Origin of the sequence: Pseudomonas sp. AF03-9, from assembly GCF_020515815.1 — a bacterium.
Taxonomy (GTDB): Bacteria; Pseudomonadota; Gammaproteobacteria; order Pseudomonadales; family Pseudomonadaceae; genus Aquipseudomonas.
The window spans coordinates 646,761-666,044 of record NZ_JAHPJF010000001.1 but is presented as its reverse complement, the minus strand read 5'-3'; the positions used below and the strand labels follow the sequence as shown (position 1 = coordinate 666,044).

Genomic DNA, 19,284 nt, shown 5'->3' with positions numbered 1-19,284 from the left:
CATGGATATTAAACGCACGATCCTGATCGTCGCCCTGGCAATCGTGTCCTACGTCATGGTCCTTAAGTGGAACCAGGACTACGGCCAAGCTGCCCTGCCGACTCAGAATGTTGCTGCCAATGCTGTTCCAGCGGGGCTTCCCGATACAGTGAGTGGCACCAACACTGCCGCCAGTGATGACATTCCACGTGCCGCGGGCGAAACCAATGCCCCTGCCGAAGTGCCAGTTGCCGCTAGCACGGACCTCATCCAGGTCAAAACGGATGTATTGGACCTGGCTATCGACCCGCAAGGTGGCGATGTTGCCAAGCTGACACTTCCGCTGTACCCACGCCGTCAGGATCACCCGGAAATTCCATTCCAGTTGTTCGATAACGGTGGCGAGCGCGTTTACCAGGCTCAAAGTGGCTTGATCGGCACCAACGGTCCCGATGCAAGCGCTACCGGTCGTCCGGTTTTCTCCTCGGAGAAGAAGAGTTATCAACTGGCCGATGGCCAGGACCAATTGGTCGTTGACTTGAAGTTCAGCAAGGACGGCGTCAACTACATCAAGCGGTTCACACTCAAACGCGGCCTGTACGACATTGTTGTCACCTACCTGATCGACAACCAGAGCGCTCAACCTTGGACCGGTGCGATGTTTGCCCAGCTCAAGCGTGATGCCAGCTCCGATCCGTCTTCCAGCACCGCGACTGGCACCGCGACTTACCTGGGCGCTGCCCTGTGGACAAGTTCGGAGCCGTACAAAAAAGTGTCGATGAAAGATATCGACAAGGTAGCCGAAGACAAGCAAAAGGCGCCGATCACCTACAACGTGAACGGTGGCTGGGTTGCATGGCTGCAACACTACTTCGTGACCGCGTGGATTCCCCAGCCTGGCCAGAACAACCTGGTCGCGGCGCGCAAGGACACCAAAGGCAACTACATCATTGGCTACACTGGCCCGGCGTTGACCGTCGCACCAGGTGCCAAGGCTGAAACCAGCGCCACTCTGTACGCCGGGCCGAAAAGCCAGGCTGTACTCAAAGAGTTGTCCCCAGGTCTGGAACTGACTGTGGACTACGGCATCCTGTGGTTCATTGCCCAACCGATTTTCTGGCTGCTGCAACATATCCACAGCATCGTCGGCAACTGGGGCTTCTCGATCATCTTCTTGACCATGCTGATCAAGGGGATCTTCTTCCCACTGTCGGCAGCCAGCTACAAGTCGATGGCGCGCATGCGTGCCGTGGCCCCGAAACTGGCCGCGTTGAAAGAACAGCATGGTGATGACCGGCAGAAAATGTCGCAGGCCATGATGGAGCTGTACAAGAAAGAGAAGATCAACCCGCTGGGTGGTTGCTTGCCGATTCTGGTACAGATGCCGGTGTTCCTGTCGCTGTACTGGGTTCTGCTGGAAAGCGTGGAAATGCGTCAGGCGCCGTTCATCCTGTGGATTACTGACCTGTCGATCAAAGACCCGTTCTTTATCCTGCCGATCATCATGGGCGCGACCATGTTCATCCAGCAGCGTCTGAACCCGACTCCGCCGGACCCGATGCAGGCCAAGGTAATGAAAATGATGCCAATCATCTTCACCTTCTTCTTCCTGTGGTTCCCAGCTGGTCTGGTGCTGTACTGGGTGGTCAACAACGTATTGTCGATCTCTCAACAGTGGTACATCACGCGTAAAATCGAAGCGGCTACCAAAAAAGCCGAGGCGTAATTTACTCTGTGGATAACCACTCAAGACGCCCCCTAGTGGGGCGTTTTGCTTTCCGTCACTTTTGTTCTGGAACCTGCCGATGAGCGCTCCTCGTGAAACCATCGCTGCTGTCGCTACCGCTCAAGGTCGCGGCGGCGTCGGTATTGTGCGTATTTCCGGGCCACTCGCTGGCGTGGCGGCCCAAGCCATCAGCGGGCGGGAGCTGAAACCGCGTTATGCCCATTACGGTCCGTTCCTGGATGCTGACAGCAGTGTGTTGGACGAAGGCCTGGCGCTTTACTTCCCGGGGCCGAATTCGTTCACCGGCGAGGATGTCCTGGAATTGCAGGGCCACGGTGGCCCGGTGGTGCTGGACATGCTGTTGCAACGCTGCCTGCAATTGGGTTGCCGATTGGCCCGGCCGGGGGAGTTCAGCGAGCGTGCGTTCCTGAATGACAAGCTCGACCTGGCCCAGGCCGAGGCGATTGCCGATTTGATCGAGGCCAGTTCTGCACAGGCGACGCGCAATGCGCTGCGCTCGTTGCAGGGGGCGTTTTCCCTGCGTGTGCATAACTTGACCGAGCAATTGATCAGCCTGCGCATCTATGTCGAGGCAGCGATTGATTTCCCGGAAGAGGAAATCGACTTTCTTGCCGATGGCCACGTATTGGCGATGCTGGATAAAGTCCGTGAAGAGTTATCCACAGTGCTGCGCGAAGCCGGGCAGGGCGCCTTGCTGCGTGATGGCATGACGGTCGTTATCGCGGGGCGCCCGAATGCGGGCAAATCCAGCCTGCTGAACGCCCTGGCCGGGCGCGAAGCAGCTATCGTCACCGAGATCGCCGGCACTACCCGCGACATCCTGCGTGAACATATCCACATCGATGGCATGCCGTTGCACGTGGTCGACACTGCCGGTTTGCGTGATACCGATGACCAGGTGGAAAAGATCGGCGTGGAACGGGCGCTCAAAGCCATCAGTGAAGCAGACCGCGTGTTGCTGGTTGTGGATGCCACCGCGCCTGAAGCTGTGGATCCTTTTGCACTGTGGCCTGAATTCCTCGAACAGCGACCGGACCCGGCCAAGGTCACGTTGATCCGTAACAAGGCCGACCTCACGGGTGAGGCGATTGCCATGGAAACCAGCGAGGATGGCCACGTCACTATCAGCTTGAGCGCCAAGTCGGCGGGTGATGGCCTCGAGTTGCTACGCGAACATCTCAAGGCCTGCATGGGCTACGAGCAGACCTCCGAAAGCAGCTTCAGCGCGCGCCGCAGGCACCTGGAGGCGTTGCGCCATGCAAGCGCGGCGTTGGAGCATGGTCGCGCGCAGTTGACCCTGGCGGGTGCCGGAGAGCTGCTGGCCGAAGATTTACGCCAGGCGCAGCAGCTGTTGGGGGAAATCACCGGCGCATTCAGCTCCGATGATTTGTTGGGACGGATCTTTTCCAGTTTCTGCATCGGCAAATAGCCGAGTTATCCACAGCGGTTTACCAGTTATAGGACACCGTACCGAGCAAGGTACGGCTGTCACCCCAATAGCAACGCCCCGCATCGTTGCAACCCGACACATATTCCTTGTCGAACAGGTTCTTGGCGTTCAGGTCCACCGACCAGTGCGGGTCGATCTGATAACCCACAACCGCATCCACCAATGTGACGCTTCCAGGGTCGAGCTTGCCGTACAAGCTCGGCTTGCTGTAGGAAAACGCGCTATCGAAGTAACGCACACCGCCACCAAAGGACAGGCCTTTGAGCTGGCCATCGAGGACGCGATATTTACCCCACACCGAGGCTTGATTGCGCGGAACACCCGTCATCTGGCGCCCCTCTACCAGCGAACCGGCGAAATCCTTGGTAATCCGTGCATCGGTATAGGTGTAGGCCGCTGTCACGTTGAGGTTGGGCGTTATGTTGCTGTTGATCTCGACCTCGGCACCTTTGGCACGGCTTTCACCCACCTGGCGGTACGTGTTGGTGGTGGAGTCGAGGTAGGTATCGTCCTGCTTGCGCAAGTCATACACCGATAATGTCATCGCCGTATCCCAGCCAATCGGCTCGTACTTCACACCCACTTCGTATTGGCGACTGGTGATCGGCTTGAGCGGTGAGCCCGCCACCGAGATCTGCTGCACCGGTACGAATGCTGTGGAATAGCTGACATAGGGCGTCAGGCCGTTGTCGAACTGGTACATCACGCCACCCTGGTAGGTGAACTTCTGTTCCGTGGTGCTGGAGTCGGTCGAGGGCTTCACCTTGTCGCGGAAATCACTGTCGACCCAGTCCTGACGGCCGCCGAGCAAGAACAACCAGTGGTCATACTTACTCTGGATCTGTGCATAAACCCCTTTCATCTGCTGTTCCAGCAAGGTGTTCTGGATGGCGAGCGGTGTGGTCGGTTCGCGCAGGTACACCGGGTTATACACATTGATGGTCCCGGCAAACCCGGCGTCCCAGTCCTGGTTGAACGAGGTGCGATCGTAGCTCGCGCCGAACAGCACAGTATTTTCCAGGTCGCCCAGCTGGAATTTCCCCTCCAACTGGTTATCCAGGGAATACACCATCGACTTGTTGTAGCGGTCGTAGGCATTCATGTTCAACTGGGTGCCGAAGCCGCGGTTGTTCAACTCTCCGGGCCAGGTCTCATGACGGTTGATGCGTGACTGCATGTAACGCGAGTTCTGGCGGAACTGCCATTCGTCGTTGAAGCTGTGGCTGAATTCGTATCCGGTGCTCCAGGCTTCCCGCTCAAACGTGTTCCAGTCCGGATCGCCGAGCAGGGTATGCTTGGACAATTTCCCATTCGGATTGGTCAGCAAAGTGCCGGCGGCGGGTAGGCCGAGTTCCAGGTTGGTGTGGTCTTTCTGGTAGTTGGCCAACAGCGTCAGGGTGTTGTAATCGTCGAAATTCAGGGTCAGGGACGGCGCAATGTAGAGGCGATCATCTGGCACATGGTCGGTCTGGGTGTCGGACTTGCGACCAAGCATCACCACGCGCCCCAGGATATTGCCGGCGTCAGTGAGTGGGCCGGAAATATCCACACCCAATTGGCGGCGGTTATTCGAACCGTAACCCAGTTGCACCTCACCCTGTGGCGTGGCGGTTGGATGTTTGCTCACCAGATTCACCAGGCCGCCGGGGGCGTTTTCGCCGTAGAGCAGGGAAGAGGGCCCCCGGAAGATTTCCACACGCTCCAGGCCATAGGGCTCGCTGGTGGTGTCGTACCGATTGCCTTGTACGCGCAGGCCATCGCGCAGCAAGCCGTAGCCGTAATCGGTGGCGTTAAACCCGCGAATGAAGAACAGGTCACCCGCCAGACCATCGCCTGCGGCAAAGGGCGGCGCGAAGATACCGGGTACATAACCGAGGACTTCAGTCAGGGTCTGGGATTTCTGGTCCTTGATACGTTGGCCGGTGACCACCGATACAGAACGCGGCGTTTCTGACAGAGGCGTACTGGTCTTGGTGCCAATTCGACTGTTTTGCGCTTTGTAACCGACGTCTCCGGCAATCTCCTGATAAAAACCACCCTGTTGATAAGTACTGACGGTGGTAGGCGCCAACGTCAATTCCCCGGTCGGCGCGGCTTGTAATACATAACTGTCAGGCGCCTGCGCGACGGCCTGTAGGCCAGATTCGCGGAGTAACAGTGCAAAACCCTGTTCTGTTGAGTAATCCCCATCCAATCCAGGGCTGCGCAAATGCGCAGTCTGTTGCGGGGAGAAAGAGAGAATGACATTGGCCCTGGCGGCAAATTGGCTCAAGACGTTATCCAGCGGGCCAGCGGCAATGCTGTAGTGCTGCGTCGCGCTCGCGGCCATCACACAGGTAGGCAGGAAAACACCGACGGCACTGGCAGTACTTAACAGTAAACCGCATGAAAAGCCGTGGCGGGACAGTCGCTGGCGAAGCTGGGTAGGAAGGCGCATGTGTGGGTAAGCCCTGAAGGTTGCGTCGTAATTACCTGTAGGGCCGCGACAGATTGAAAAAAGATAACCCCCTTGTGGATTATTTTTCAGTCAGCCGATTCGCTGCACCGACACCCAATAACGGGTGAAGTACTTCACTTGGATCGGCAATGTCGCCTGCAGGTTAGCCAGCACTGCGTCGGTGGCATCCAGTCGGAAAGCCCCGGAAACGCGCAGGTGTTGCGAGGCCAAATCGCATCTGATGACACCGGATCGATAGCGGGCGAGTTCGTCGATGACGTCACCGAGCCGTGCGTCCAAGACGACCAACTGGCCGTCGACCCAAGCGGTCTGTGCACGAAGATAGCGTTGGTTGGGTCCGACATTTTGTCGATCGAAGTCAGCGCTTTCGCCGGCGCCAAGTAATCGACTGTGTTCAGGCTGATCCGCAGGCGAGATGTTCACCTTGTCCTCCAGCACACCGACTCGTGTGGAGCCCGCCAGTTGGCGCACGGTAAATCGCGTCCCCAATGCCTGCACCCGTCCTTGGCGGGTTTCAACATAGAACGGTGTCTGCCCACCCGACTTGCCGGTGTTGATAAGTACTTCACCTTCGCGCAGGCGAATCAAACGCTGGCGCCCATCGAATGCCACATCAATGGCGGTGCTGGTATTGAGATCGATCCGTGTGCCGTCAGCCAGTTCGATACGCCGCCGGCCGCCCACGGTCGTACGGTAGTCGGCCCAGATATTCCGCAGGTCAGTGTGTTGCTGAACGTTCCAGCCGACATACCCCGTACCGCCAAGTACCAGCATCCACTTGAGCACCTGTCGCCGTTGTTCGAGGGTCGACAATGCGCGGTGGCTAACGTCCTGGGGCAGGGCACCGAGGCTGCGTTGTAACCGTTCCATCTGGTTCCACGCGGCCTGGTGGGAAGGATCGCCATTGAGCCATTGTTGCCAGGCATGTCGTTCACTAGGGGTCGGCGGCTGTGCCTGAAACTGCACATACCAACTGGCGGCTGCCTCGAAGGCTTTGCGGTCGGGGGCGGACATCAGAGGCTGGCCATGATCAGCGCGCACTCGGTCAGCGCACGGATCATGTGCTTTTTCACAGTGGTCAGGGAAACCTGCAGTTGATCGGCGATCTGTTGATAAGTCAGGCCCTGTATTTGTGACAGCATGAAAATCCGACGTGCTCGCTCCCCCAGGCCAGACAGGGCTTTATCCACAGCCACCAGGGTTTCGATGATGATTGCCTTGTCTTCTTCACTGATTGCGAAGGTTTCAGGGCGTTCGGCCAGGCTTTGTTTGTAGGCCTGTTCGATGGCGTGGCGGCGATAACGATCGATCACCAAGCCCCGTGCGATGGTCGCCAGATAGTCTCGCGGCTCCAGGATCTGTGCCGCATGCCGTCCACCCAGAATACGCACGAACGTATCGTGTGCCACGTCGGCCGCATCGCAGGCGTTATGCAATTTGCCTTTGAGCCATCCATGCAACCACGAGTGGTGCTGCTCGTAGATGTGTTGGACGGCGGCCATGTGTGAAGGAGGGGACATAGGGCGCGACAGGACAGGTTAATGATAATCGCTATTATTAACTGCACTATGGTTTCTCACAATAGGTCTCTTTTTCCAGAACTCTCATCGAATCGAAAGATTTCGGTGGCTTCCCCATGCGCCAAATATGCCGCGATTCGTCTGTTTCTGTGGATTAAGCCCTGTGAATAACCGCCCCTGTGCCCAGTTGATAACAGGGCCTGAAAACTGAAGATAAACCCATCTGTGGATAACCACCTGTTTAATCCACAGGCTTAAAGCACTTATCCAACGGCCTCATTGGCACATGACCACAGACTTTTGAATCGCTGTACACAAAGTAAATAAAGGCCTGTAGAGATCTATCCACAGAAATGTGGCTCAGTAGAAATAAACATAAAAACAAAGATTTAATAAATTTCTCTCTTTTAATTTCTATTGTCTGTGATTCATCCACAGCTGGTTAAATTTTGTGCAAAGGGTTCTTTAGGAAGGGCTAAGTCCCTATACTTGCCGCCAAAGCTCTAAATCTCTTTCAACAGACAATTCCTGATTACCTACATAAGCAGGCACGAGGTGCGTGGTGGATTTCCCTTCCCGTTTTGAAGTGATCGTCATCGGCGGCGGTCATGCCGGTACCGAGGCAGCACTGGCGTCAGCACGTATGGGCGTAAAAACCCTGTTGCTTACGCACAACGTGGAAACCCTCGGTGCCATGAGTTGCAACCCCGCCATTGGCGGGATCGGCAAAAGCCACTTGGTCAAAGAAATCGACGCCCTCGGCGGCGTGATGGCCATGGCTACCGACAAGGGTGGTATTCAATTTCGCGTGCTCAACAGCCGCAAAGGCCCGGCAGTGCGTGCTACCCGGGCACAAGCCGACCGCATCCTGTACAAGGCGGCTGTGCGCGAAACCCTGGAGAACCAGGCGAACCTGTGGATATTTCAACAGGCCGCGGACGACCTGATCGTCGAGCAGGACCAGGTGCGCGGTGTTGTCACCCAGATGGGCCTACGTTTCTTCGCAGAATCCGTGGTGTTGACCACTGGTACGTTCCTGGGCGGACTTATCCACATCGGTATGCAGAACTATTCCGGTGGTCGCGCCGGTGATCCGCCGTCGATTGCCCTGGCAAAACGCCTGCGTGAATTGCCGCTGCGTGTCGGTCGCCTGAAAACCGGGACCCCGCCGCGTATCGACGGGCGTTCTGTGGATTTCTCGGTGATGACCGAACAAGCCGGTGATACGCCGATACCTGTGATGTCGTTCATGGGCTCCAAAGAGCAGCATCCGAAACAGGTGAGCTGCTGGATTACCCATACCAATGCCCGTACCCACGAAATCATTGCTGCGAACCTCGACCGTTCGCCGATGTATTCCGGGGTGATCGAAGGCATCGGCCCGCGTTATTGCCCGTCGATCGAAGACAAGATCCACCGCTTTGCCGACAAGGAAAGCCATCAGGTCTTCATCGAGCCCGAAGGTTTGACTACCCACGAGCTTTACCCGAACGGCATTTCCACTTCGCTGCCTTTCGACGTGCAGATCCAGATCGTGCAATCGATTCGCGGCATGGAAAACGCACACATCGTGCGTCCGGGCTACGCCATCGAGTACGACTACTTCGACCCGCGTGACCTCAAGTACAGCCTCGAAACCAAAGTCATCGGCGGCCTGTTCTTCGCCGGCCAAATCAACGGCACCACCGGTTACGAAGAAGCCGGCGCCCAGGGTTTGCTGGCCGGAACCAACGCTGCGCTGCGCGCGCAGGGCAAAGACAGCTGGTGCCCGCGTCGCGATGAGGCATACATCGGCGTGCTGGTTGACGACCTGATTACCCTCGGTACCCAGGAACCGTACCGGATGTTCACGTCCCGGGCGGAATACCGTCTGATCCTGCGCGAAGACAACGCCGACCTACGCCTGACCGAAAAAGGTCGCGAGCTGGGCCTGGTCGATGACGCGCGTTGGGAAGCCTTCTGCAAAAAACGCGAAAGCATTGCGCTGGAAGAACAGCGTCTGAAAAGTACCTGGGTTCGCCCGGGTACCGAGCAGGGCGACGCAATTGCCGAAAAATTCGGCACGCCGCTGACCCACGAGTACAACCTGCTGAACCTGCTTTCCCGTCCGGAAATCGACTACGCTGGTCTGGTCGAAGTGACGGGCGGTGGCGCAGAAGATCCACAGGTCGCCGAGCAAGTCGAGATCAAGACCAAATACGCCGGTTACATTGACCGTCAGCAGGACGAAATCGCTCGTCTGCGCGCCAGCGAAGATACCAAGCTACCTGTGGACATCGACTACACCGGGATTTCCGGGCTGTCGAAAGAAATCCAAAGCAAGCTGGGGATAACTCGCCCGGAAACCCTGGGCCAGGCTTCGCGTATCCCCGGTGTGACCCCGGCAGCCATTTCGCTGTTGATGATTCATTTGAAAAAACGCGGCGCGGGCCGTCAGTTGGAGCAAAGCGCTTGAGTTCGTCTGTCACCTCGCAACATGCCGAAGAGTTATCCACAGGTGCGCGCCAGCTGGGTGTCGACCTGACCCCGGCCCAGCACGAATTGCTGTTGGGCTACCTGGCCCTGTTGATCAAATGGAACAAGGCTTACAACCTGACCGCAGTGCGCGATCCGGACGAAATGGTTTCGCGTCATTTGCTCGACAGCTTGAGTGTGATGCCGTTTATCGAAAACGGCCGCTGGCTCGACGTCGGCAGTGGCGGCGGCATGCCGGGCATTCCCCTGGCCATCCTGTTTCCCGAGTCGCAAGTGACCTGCCTGGACAGCAACGGCAAGAAAACCCGCTTCCTGACCCAGGTCAAACTCGAACTCAAGCTGGATAACCTGCAAGTTATCCACAGTCGCGTCGAAGCCTTCACGCCTGAACAGCCTTTCAACGGAATTGTTTCCCGGGCCTTCAGCAGCATGGACAACTTCAGCAACTGGACTCGCCACCTGGGCGACCGTGACACCCGCTGGCTGGCAATGAAGGGCGTCCATCCAAGCGACGAGCTGTTAGCATTGCCGGCAGACTTCCACCTCGATAGCGAACACGCCTTGGCCGTACCCGGTTGCCAAGGCCAACGCCATCTGCTGATACTGCGCCGCACGGCATGATTGGGAACACAAGCAAGAATGGCTAAGGTATTCGCGATAGCGAACCAGAAAGGTGGCGTGGGCAAAACCACCACCTGCATCAACCTCGCAGCATCCCTGGTCGCCACCAAGCGCCGGGTGCTGTTGATCGATCTCGATCCACAGGGCAACGCCACCATGGGTAGCGGTGTGGATAAACACGGCCTGGAAAACTCGGTCTATGACTTGCTGATCGGCGAGTGCGACCTGGCCCAGGCCATGCACTTTTCCGAACACGGCGGTTATCAACTGCTGCCGGCCAACCGCGACTTGACCGCGGCGGAAGTGGTGCTGCTGGAAATGCAGATGAAAGAAAGCCGTCTGCGCAGCGCCCTGGCGCCGATCCGCGAGAATTACGATTACATCTTGATCGACTGCCCACCGTCGCTGTCGATGCTCACGCTGAACGCACTGGTGGCCGCCGATGGGGTGATTATCCCCATGCAGTGCGAGTACTACGCGCTGGAAGGCTTGAGCGACCTTGTGGATAACATCAAGCGTATCGCTGAGTTGCTCAACCCGAACCTGCAGATCGAAGGTCTGCTGCGCACGATGTTCGATCCGCGCCTGAGCCTGATGAACGATGTGTCGGCGCAGCTCAAGGAACACTTTGGCGACCAGCTCTACGACACAGTTATCCCGCGCAACATCCGTCTGGCCGAAGCGCCAAGCTACGGCATGCCCGCGCTGGCGTACGACAAATCCTCGCGTGGCGCCATTGCCTACCTGGCCCTGGCCGGCGAGATGGTTCGTCGTCAACGCCGCAACTCACGCACCGCTGCAGCCCAGCCAACTTAAGGAATCCCCATGGCCGTCAAGAAACGAGGTCTCGGACGTGGACTGGATGCACTGTTGAGTGGTCCGACCGTCACATCGCTTGAAGAACAAGCGGTGCAGGCCGACGAGCGCGAGCTGCAGCACCTGCCCCTGGACCTGATCCAGCGCGGCAAATACCAGCCACGCCGGGACATGGACCCCCAGGCGCTGGAAGAACTGGCCAATTCGATCAAGGCCCAGGGCGTGATGCAGCCGATCGTGGTCCGCCCGATCGGTGGCGGACGTTTTGAAATCATTGCCGGTGAACGCCGCTGGCGTGCCAGCCAGCAGGCCGGCAAGGAGACCATCCCGGCGATGGTCCGCGATGTGCCGGATGAAACCGCTATCGCCATGGCCTTGATCGAGAACATCCAGCGTGAAGACCTCAACCCGATCGAAGAAGCGATCGCGTTGCAGCGTTTGCAGCAGGAATTCCAGCTGACCCAGCAACAAGTGGCCGAGGCCGTGGGCAAGTCCCGCGTGACCGTGTCCAACTTGCTGCGCCTGATCGCGCTGCCGGAAGTCATCAAGACCATGCTGTCCCATGGCGACCTGGAAATGGGGCATGCCCGCGCTTTGCTCGGTTTGCCCGAAAATCAACAGGTTGAAGGGGCGCGACACGTTGTCGCACGAGGGCTCACCGTTCGTCAGACCGAGGCCCTGGTTCGCCAGTGGTTGAGTGGCAAACCTGCACCGGTCGAAACGGCCAAACCTGATCCGGATATTGCCCGTCTTGAACAGCGCCTGGCCGAGCGGCTGGGCTCTGCGGTGCAAATTCGCCACGGCAAGAAGGGCAAAGGCCAATTGGTCATCGGCTATAACTCTCTCGATGAGCTTCAGGGCGTCCTTGCCCACATCCGCTGAAACATTTGCTTATGTAGCGTGTGATCGGAAATCACTACCCGACAGTTGAATAGGGGCAGAACCGCCCCTATACTCTGCGCGCATTTTGTCGGCACAAATTATGCCAAGTTATTGATTTCCGGCAGCCGACCATTGAGGAGCAAGAGTGATGGAAACCCGCACGCCAAACACGTTGCCGTTCCATCGCTTGGCCGTATTTCCGGTTTTATTGGCTCAATTTGTCATTTTGCTGATCGCCGCTTTGGCGCTTTGGTACTGGCATGGAGTCGTAGCCGGATATTCAGGACTCTGCGGAGGCCTGATAGCCTTGCTGCCCAATATGTATTTTGCTCACAGGGCCTTTCGGTTTTCCGGCGCCCGAGCAGCCCAGGCGATCGTCCGGTCATTTTATGCCGGCGAAGCAGGGAAACTGATTTTGACGGCAGTGCTGTTTGCACTGACCTTTGCAGGTGTGAAGCCATTGGCGCCGCTGGCTGTATTCGGCGTCTTCGTGTTGACCCAACTGGTCAGCTGGTTCGCTCCCCTGCTAATGAAAACAAGACTTTCGAAACCTTAGGGCGTTTGAGGCAACCATGGCAGAAACAACCGCTTCGGGCTATATCCAGCACCACTTGCAGAACCTGACCTTCGGTCAGCTTCCTAATGGCGGCTGGGGCTTTGCCCACTCCGCAGCAGAGGCCAAAGAAATGGGCTTCTGGGCTTTCCACCTGGACACTCTGGGTTGGTCGGTCGCATTGGGTCTGATCTTCGTCTTCATTTTCCGCATGGCGGCAAAGAAGGCGACTTCCGGTCAGCCAGGTGCTTTGCAGAACTTCGTTGAAGTATTGGTCGAATTCGTCGATGGCAGCGTGAAAGACAGCTTCCATGGCCGTAGCCCGGTGATTGCACCGCTGGCGCTGACCATCTTCGTCTGGGTGTTCCTGATGAACGCCGTCGACCTGATCCCGGTCGACTGGATTCCTCAGCTGGCCATCCTGATCTCCGGCGATCACCACATTCCTTTCCGTGCGGTTTCCACCACGGACCCTAACGCTACCCTGGGCATGGCCCTGTCGGTATTCGCGTTGATCATTTTCTACAGCATCAAGATCAAGGGCATCGGCGGCTTCATCGGCGAACTGACCCTGCACCCGTTCGGCAGCAAGAACATCTTCGTTCAAGCGCTGCTGATCCCGGTGAACTTCCTGCTGGAATTCGTGACTCTGGTTGCCAAGCCTATTTCCCTGGCTCTGCGACTGTTCGGCAACATGTATGCCGGCGAGCTGGTGTTCATTCTGATCGCTGTGATGTTCGGCAGCGGCCTGCTCTGGCTTAGCGGCCTGGGCATTGTTCTGCAGTGGGCGTGGGCTGTGTTCCACATCCTGATCATCACCCTGCAGGCCTTCATCTTCATGATGCTGACCATCGTCTACCTGTCGATGGCGCACGAAGAGAACCATTAAGACCAGTCTCGACTAGTCTGATGTCCTTCCCGGTAAAACGGGAAGGTAGGCCCTACCGGGCTATGAAACGATTTGTTTTACCGCTTTAAAATCTAAAAAACCTAAACCATACGACGTAAAAGTCGGGAGGAAAGATGGAAACTGTAGTTGGTCTAACCGCTATCGCTGTTGCACTGTTGATCGGCCTGGGCGCCCTGGGTACTGCCATTGGTTTCGGCCTGCTGGGCGGCAAATTCCTGGAAGGCGCAGCGCGTCAGCCAGAAATGGTTCCAATGCTGCAAGTTAAAATGTTCATCGTCGCCGGTCTGCTCGACGCCGTGACCATGATCGGTGTTGGTATCGCTCTGTTCTTCACCTTCGCGAACCCTTTCGTTGGTCAACTCGCCGGTTAATCACTCGTCTTTTCGAGTGATTGGTGTGTTGTGCAACGAATGAGCGAGGTATTGGCGTGAACATTAATGCAACCATTATTGGTCAGTCCTTAGCGTTCTTGATTTTTGTCGTTTTCTGCATGAAGTTCGTATGGCCTCCGGTCATCGCAGCTCTGCACGAACGTCAGAAGAAGATCGCGGATGGGCTGGACGCTGCAGCACGAGCAGCTCGCGACCTGGAGTTGGCCCAAGATAAAGCGGGTCAACAACTGCGCGAAGCGAAAGCTCAAGCAGCCGAAATCATTGAGCAAGCCAAGAAACGCGGTAACCAGATCGTTGAAGAGGCTGTTGAAAAAGCCCGTATCGACGCTGACCGTGTGAAGGTTCAGGCTCAGGCCGAGATCGAGCAGGAACTGAACGGTGTCAAAGACGCGCTGCGTGCCCAACTGGGTGCTCTGGCCGTTGGCGGTGCTGAGAAGATCCTGGGTGCCACAATCGATCAAAACGCGCACGCGGAGCTGGTTAACAAACTGGCTGCTGAAATTTAAGCGAGGGCGATCATGGCAGAATTGACCACGTTGGCCCGACCTTACGCTAAGGCAGCCTTCGAGCACGCCCAGGCCCACCAGCAGCTGGCCTCTTGGTCAGCCATGCTCGGCCTGGCTGCAGCAGTGTCGCAAGACGACACCATGCAGCGCGTGCTCAAGGCCCCGCGACTGACGAGCGCAGACAAGGCCGCCACTTTTATTGAAGTGTGCGGCGACAAGTTTGATGTGAAGGCACAGAACTTCATCAACGTCATTGCCGAAAACGACCGTCTCCTGCTTCTGCCGGAGATTGCCGCTCTGTTCGACCTGTACAAGGCCGAGCAAGAGAAATCGGTAGACGTTGAAGTGACCAGTGCTTTTGCATTGAACCAAGAACAGCAAGACAAACTCGCCAAGGTTCTCAGTGCACGACTCGACCGGGAAGTGCGCCTGCAAGTTGCGGAAGACCCATCCCTCATTGGGGGTGTTGTCATTCGCGCCGGCGACCTGGTTATCGATGGCTCGATTCGCGGCAAACTCGCGAATCTTGCCGAAGCATTGAAATCTTGAGTTTGAAGGGGCAGCAGAGCAATGCAGCAACTCAATCCTTCCGAAATAAGTGAAATTATCAAGGGCCGCATCGACAAGCTCGATGTGACCTCCCAAGCCCGTAACGAAGGCACTGTCGTCAGCGTATCTGACGGCATCGTGCGGATTCACGGTCTGGCCGACGTAATGTACGGCGAGATGATCGAGTTTCCGGGCGGCGTCTACGGTATGGCCCTCAACCTGGAGCAAGACTCCGTAGGTGCCGTTGTATTGGGCGCGTACACCAGTCTGGCTGAAGGCATGAGCGCCAAGTGCACTGGCCGCATCCTGGAAGTTCCGGTTGGTAAGGAACTGCTGGGTCGCGTAGTCGACGCACTGGGTAACCCTGTTGACGGTAAAGGTCCACTGGGCAACACCGAGACCGACGCGGTCGAGAAAGTTGCTCCAGGCGTGATCTGGCGTAAGTCGGTAGACCAGCCTGTACAGACTGGCTACAAGGCTGTCGATGCCATGATCCCAGTCGGCCGTGGCCAGCGTGAGCTGATCATCGGTGACCGTCAGATCGGTAAGACCGCCCTGGCGATCGACGCGATCATCAACCAGAAGAACAGCGGCATTTTCTGCGTCTACGTAGCCATCGGTCAGAAGCAATCGACCATCGCCAACGTGGTTCGCAAGCTGGAAGAAAACGGCGCCCTGGCCAACACGATCATCGTGGCTGCCAGTGCTTCGGAATCTCCTGCGCTGCAATTCCTGGCACCGTACTCCGGTTGCACCATGGGTGAATACTTCCGCGACCGCGGTGAAGACGCGCTGATCGTTTATGACGATCTGTCCAAGCAAGCAGTGGCTTACCGCCAGATTTCCCTGCTGCTGCGCCGTCCACCAGGCCGTGAAGCCTACCCAGGCGACGTGTTCTATCTCCACTCCCGTCTGCTGGAGCGCGCATCCCGCGTTTCGGAAGAGTACGTAGAGAAGTTCACCAACGGCGCAGTGACCGGCAAAACCGGTTCCCTGACCGCACTGCCGATCATCGAAACCCAGGCTGGCGACGTTTCCGCGTTCGTTCCGACCAACGTGATTTCCATCACCGACGGTCAGATCTTCCTGGAATCGGCCATGTTCAACTCGGGCATCCGCCCTGCAGTGAACGCCGGTGTTTCGGTATCCCGTGTGGGTGGTGCCGCTCAGACCAAGATCATCAAGAAGCTCTCCGGTGGTATCCGTACCGCTCTGGCTCAGTACCGTGAACTGGCGGCATTCGCCCAGTTCGCTTCTGACCTGGACGAAGCGACCCGTAAGCAACTTGAGCATGGTCAGCGCGTTACCGAGCTGATGAAGCAGAAGCAATACGCCCCAATGTCGATCGCTGACATGGCGTTGTCGCTGTATGCCGCTGAGCGTGGGTTCCTGACCGACGTTGAAATCGCCAAGGTCGGCAGCTTTGAACAAGCGCTGATTGCTTACTTCAACCGCGATCACGCCGAACTGATGGCGAAGATCAACGTGAAGGGTGACTTCAATGACGATATCGACGCTGGCATGAAAGCCGGTATCGAGAAGTTCAAGGCCACCCAAACCTGGTAAGCCGCAGCGGGAGCCGCAAGGCTCCCGCTTGCTAACCTGATAGGTGTTACATGGCAGGCGCAAAAGAGATTCGCAGTAAGATTGCGAGCATCAAAAGCACGCAAAAAATTACCAGCGCCATGGAAAAAGTGGCGGTCAGCAAAATGCGCAAGGCACAAATGCGCATGGCTGCTAGCCGTCCTTATGCGGAGCGTATCCGCCAGGTAATTGGGCATCTGGCCAACGCCAACCCGGAATACCGCCACCCGTTCATGATCGACCGCGAAGTTAAGCGCGTCGGTTATGTGGTTGTGAGCAGTGACCGTGGTTTGTGCGGTGGTTTGAATACCAACCTGTTCAAGGCCCTGGTCAAGGACATGGCGGTAAACCGCGAAAACGGCGTCGAGATCGATCTGTGTGTTGTTGGTAGCAAGGGTGCGGCCTTTTTCCGTAACTTCGGCGGCAACGTCGTAGCAGCTATCAGCCACCTGGGTGAAGAGCCGTCGATCAATGATTTGATCGGCAGTGTGAAGGTGATGCTGGATGCGTACCTGGAAGGCCGGATTGACCGCCTCTCCGTGGTATCCAACAAGTTCATCAACACCATGACCCAGCAGCCAACCGTGGAGCAATTGATTCCACTGGTGGCGACTCCGGATCAGGAACTCAAGCACCACTGGGACTACCTCTACGAACCAGACGCCAAAGAGCTGCTTGACGGCTTGATGGTGCGCTACGTGGAGTCGCAGGTGTACCAGGCGGTGGTCGAGAACAACGCAGCTGAACAAGCGGCGCGGATGATCGCGATGAAAAACGCTACCGACAACGCCGGTGATCTGATCAGCGATTTGCAGCTGATCTACAACAAGGCGCGTCAGGCTGCGATCACCCAAGAGATCTCGGAAATCGTCGGCGGCGCTGCCGCGGTTTAACGGTTCAAATATTCAGAGGATCCAGCTATGAGTAGCGGACGTATCGTTCAAATCATCGGCGCCGTTATCGACGTGGAATTTCCACGCGACAGCGTACCGAGCATCTACAACGCGCTGAAAGTACAAGGCGCGGAAACTACTCTGGAAGTTCAGCAACAGCTGGGCGACGGCGTAGTTCGTACCATTGCGATGGGCTCCACCGAAGGCTTGAAGCGCGGTCTGGACGTTATCGACTCTGGCGCAGCCATCTCCGTACCGGTCGGTAAAGCGACCCTGGGCCGGATCATGGACGTACTGGGCAACCCAATCGACGAAGCTGGCCCGATCGACACCGAAGAGCGCTGGGGCATTCACCGTCCAGCACCTTCGTTCGCCGAACAAGCTGGCGGCAACGACCTGCTGGAAACCGGCATCAAGGTTATCGACCTGGTTTGCCCGTTCGCCAAGGGCGGTAAAGTCGGTCTGTTCGGTGGTGCCGGTGTAGGCAAGACCGTAAACATGATGGAACTGATCCGTAACATCGCCATCGAGCACAGCGGTTATTCCGTGTTCGCCGGTGTGGGTGAGCGTACTCGTGAGGGTAACGACTTCTACCACGAGATGAAGGACTCCAACGTTCTGGACAAAGTGGCACTGGTTTACGGTCAGATGAACGAGCCGCCGGGAAACCGTCTGCGCGTAGCACTGACTGGCCTGACCATGGCCGAGAAGTTCCGTGACGAAGGTAACGACGTTCTGCTGTTCGTCGACAACATCTACCGTTACACCCTGGCCGGTACTGAAGTATCCGCACTGCTGGGCCGTATGCCTTCGGCAGTAGGTTACCAGCCGACCCTGGCTGAAGAGATGGGCGTTCTGCAAGAACGTATCACTTCGACCAAGGAAGGTTCGATCACTTCGATCCAAGCGGTATACGTACCTGCGGATGACTTGACCGACCCGTCGCCAGCGACCACCTTCGCCCACTTGGACGCCACCGTCGTTCTGTCCCGTGACATCGCTTCCCTGGGTATCTACCCAGCGGTCGATCCACTCGACTCGACTTCGCGCCAGCTGGACCCGAACGTGATCGGCCAGGAGCACTACGACACCGCTCGCGGCGTTCAGTACGTGCTGCAGCGTTACAAAGAACTGAAGGACATCATTGCGATCCTGGGTATGGACGAGCTGTCGGAAGCCGACAAGCAGTTGGTAAACCGTGCTCGTAAGATCCAGCGCTTCTTGTCGCAGCCGTTCTTCGTGGCTGAAGTCTTCACCGGTGCCTCGGGTAAATACGTTTCCCTGAAAGACACCATTGCTGGCTTCAAAGGCATCCTCAACGGTGACTACGACCACCTGCCAGAACAAGCGTTCTACATGGTCGGCGGCATCGAAGAAGCGATCGAGAAAGCCAAGAAACTGTAATCCAAGCGCCCGGAAACGGGCGCTCATCAGGTTGAGGCAATCAGATGGCTATGACAGTCCATTGCGATATCGTCAGCGCGGAAGGGGAAATCTTCTCCGGTCTGGTAGAGATGGTGATTGCACACGGCGAACTCGGTGACCTTGGTATTGCCATGGGTCACGCGCCGTTGATCACCAGCTTGAAGCCAGGTCCGATCACTCTGACCAAGCAAGGCGGGGAAAAGGAGGTGTTCTACATCTCCGGTGGTTTCCTCGAGGTTCAGCCGAACATGGTCAAGGTACTTGCCGACACCGTGCAACGTGCTGGCGACCTGGATGAAGCCTCCGCTCAGGAAGCCGTCAAGGCTGCTGAGAAGGCCCTGAATGAAAAGGGTGCGGACTTCGACTACAGCGCTGCTGCTGTACGTCTGGCCGAGGCTGCAGCCCAGCTGCGCACGCTCCAGCAGATCCGCAAGAAGTAAGCGGCCCAGCCGTCATGCTTCATGTGTGATTTGATTAAAAAGGGTAGCCTCGGCTACCCTTTTTCTTTTTTTGCAAAACACTTC

Annotated in this window: 18 protein-coding genes; 15 read left to right on the top strand and 3 right to left on the bottom strand. The window is 57.2% G+C overall.

The window, feature by feature from the left end; genetic code table 11:
* Position 1: 1 nt before the first annotated feature.
* Both yidC and mnmE read left to right on the top strand, forming a co-directional pair.
* On the top strand, positions 2 to 1,705 hold the full coding sequence (gene yidC, locus LIY36_RS03015; protein ID WP_226454759.1) for a membrane protein insertase YidC: 1,704 nt from the start codon (positions 2 to 4) through the stop codon (positions 1,703 to 1,705).
* A 79-nt stretch (positions 1,706 to 1,784) separates the two neighbouring features.
* A complete protein-coding gene (gene mnmE / locus LIY36_RS03010; RefSeq protein WP_226454758.1) occupies positions 1,785 to 3,155 on the top strand; it encodes a tRNA uridine-5-carboxymethylaminomethyl(34) synthesis GTPase MnmE in 1,371 nt (456 codons plus the stop codon).
* 19 nt (positions 3,156 to 3,174) lie between these two features.
* Here the strand turns inward: mnmE and LIY36_RS03005 are convergent, their stop codons facing one another.
* From LIY36_RS03005 to LIY36_RS02995, 3 genes are all read right to left on the bottom strand, one after another.
* A complete protein-coding gene (locus tag LIY36_RS03005; RefSeq protein WP_442962205.1) occupies positions 3,175 to 5,505 on the bottom strand; it encodes a TonB-dependent siderophore receptor in 2,331 nt (776 codons plus the stop codon).
* 198 nt (positions 5,506 to 5,703) lie between these two features.
* Positions 5,704 to 6,648, bottom strand: coding sequence for a FecR domain-containing protein (locus tag LIY36_RS03000; protein ID WP_226454756.1), 945 nt, complete (start codon positions 6,646 to 6,648; stop codon positions 5,704 to 5,706).
* Positions 6,648 to 7,154, bottom strand: coding sequence for a sigma-70 family RNA polymerase sigma factor (locus LIY36_RS02995; protein ID WP_226454755.1), 507 nt, complete (start codon positions 7,152 to 7,154; stop codon positions 6,648 to 6,650). Before LIY36_RS02995 ends, LIY36_RS03000 begins: the two co-directional genes overlap by 1 nt.
* 562 nt (positions 7,155 to 7,716) lie before the next feature.
* Here LIY36_RS02995 and mnmG point away from each other — a divergent pair.
* The 13 genes from mnmG to LIY36_RS02930 all read left to right on the top strand — a co-directional run bounded on the left by mnmG (position 7,717) and on the right by LIY36_RS02930 (position 19,200).
* Positions 7,717 to 9,609: a tRNA uridine-5-carboxymethylaminomethyl(34) synthesis enzyme MnmG gene (gene mnmG / locus LIY36_RS02990; RefSeq protein ID WP_192298127.1), complete on the top strand. Its 1,893-nt coding sequence runs from the start codon at positions 7,717 to 7,719 to the stop codon at positions 9,607 to 9,609.
* Complete coding sequence (rsmG, locus tag LIY36_RS02985) at positions 9,606 to 10,250, top strand: 16S rRNA (guanine(527)-N(7))-methyltransferase RsmG (protein WP_192298126.1); 645 nt, start codon at positions 9,606 to 9,608, stop codon at positions 10,248 to 10,250. The genes mnmG and rsmG overlap by 4 nt, the downstream gene beginning before the upstream one ends.
* Positions 10,251 to 10,268: 18 nt before the next feature.
* Complete coding sequence (locus LIY36_RS02980) at positions 10,269 to 11,066, top strand: ParA family protein (RefSeq protein WP_017736233.1); 798 nt, start codon at positions 10,269 to 10,271, stop codon at positions 11,064 to 11,066.
* Positions 11,067 to 11,075: 9 nt separating this feature from the next.
* The gene (locus LIY36_RS02975; protein WP_016970690.1) at positions 11,076 to 11,948 is read left to right on the top strand and encodes a ParB/RepB/Spo0J family partition protein; all 873 of its coding nucleotides are present in this window, start codon (positions 11,076 to 11,078) and stop codon (positions 11,946 to 11,948) included.
* Positions 11,949 to 12,096: 148 nt separating this feature from the next.
* On the top strand, positions 12,097 to 12,504 hold the full coding sequence (locus tag LIY36_RS02970) for a F0F1 ATP synthase subunit I (protein WP_010565865.1): 408 nt from the start codon (positions 12,097 to 12,099) through the stop codon (positions 12,502 to 12,504).
* Between the two features lie 16 nt (positions 12,505 to 12,520).
* The gene (gene atpB, locus LIY36_RS02965) at positions 12,521 to 13,390 is read left to right on the top strand and encodes a F0F1 ATP synthase subunit A (protein ID WP_192298125.1); all 870 of its coding nucleotides are present in this window, start codon (positions 12,521 to 12,523) and stop codon (positions 13,388 to 13,390) included.
* Positions 13,391 to 13,524: 134 nt separating this feature from the next.
* The gene (atpE, locus tag LIY36_RS02960) at positions 13,525 to 13,782 is read left to right on the top strand and encodes a F0F1 ATP synthase subunit C (protein ID WP_002555987.1); all 258 of its coding nucleotides are present in this window, start codon (positions 13,525 to 13,527) and stop codon (positions 13,780 to 13,782) included.
* Positions 13,783 to 13,838: 56 nt separating this feature from the next.
* The gene (locus LIY36_RS02955) at positions 13,839 to 14,309 is read left to right on the top strand and encodes a F0F1 ATP synthase subunit B (RefSeq protein ID WP_008439543.1); all 471 of its coding nucleotides are present in this window, start codon (positions 13,839 to 13,841) and stop codon (positions 14,307 to 14,309) included.
* A gap of 12 nt (positions 14,310 to 14,321) precedes the next feature.
* Entirely contained in the window at positions 14,322 to 14,858 is a 537-nt protein-coding gene (locus LIY36_RS02950; protein WP_017528669.1) for a F0F1 ATP synthase subunit delta, read from the top strand.
* 21 nt (positions 14,859 to 14,879) lie between these two features.
* Positions 14,880 to 16,424 (top strand): F0F1 ATP synthase subunit alpha, encoded by a 1,545-nt coding sequence (gene atpA, locus LIY36_RS02945; protein ID WP_192298124.1) that lies wholly within the window; start codon positions 14,880 to 14,882, stop codon positions 16,422 to 16,424.
* Positions 16,425 to 16,474: 50 nt separating this feature from the next.
* A complete protein-coding gene (gene atpG, locus LIY36_RS02940) occupies positions 16,475 to 17,335 on the top strand; it encodes a F0F1 ATP synthase subunit gamma (protein WP_010565870.1) in 861 nt (286 codons plus the stop codon).
* Between the two features lie 27 nt (positions 17,336 to 17,362).
* The gene (atpD, locus tag LIY36_RS02935) at positions 17,363 to 18,739 is read left to right on the top strand and encodes a F0F1 ATP synthase subunit beta (RefSeq protein WP_003177062.1); all 1,377 of its coding nucleotides are present in this window, start codon (positions 17,363 to 17,365) and stop codon (positions 18,737 to 18,739) included.
* 44 nt (positions 18,740 to 18,783) lie between these two features.
* Positions 18,784 to 19,200: a F0F1 ATP synthase subunit epsilon gene (locus LIY36_RS02930; RefSeq protein WP_003177061.1), complete on the top strand. Its 417-nt coding sequence runs from the start codon at positions 18,784 to 18,786 to the stop codon at positions 19,198 to 19,200.
* Positions 19,201 to 19,284: the final 84 nt, after the last annotated feature.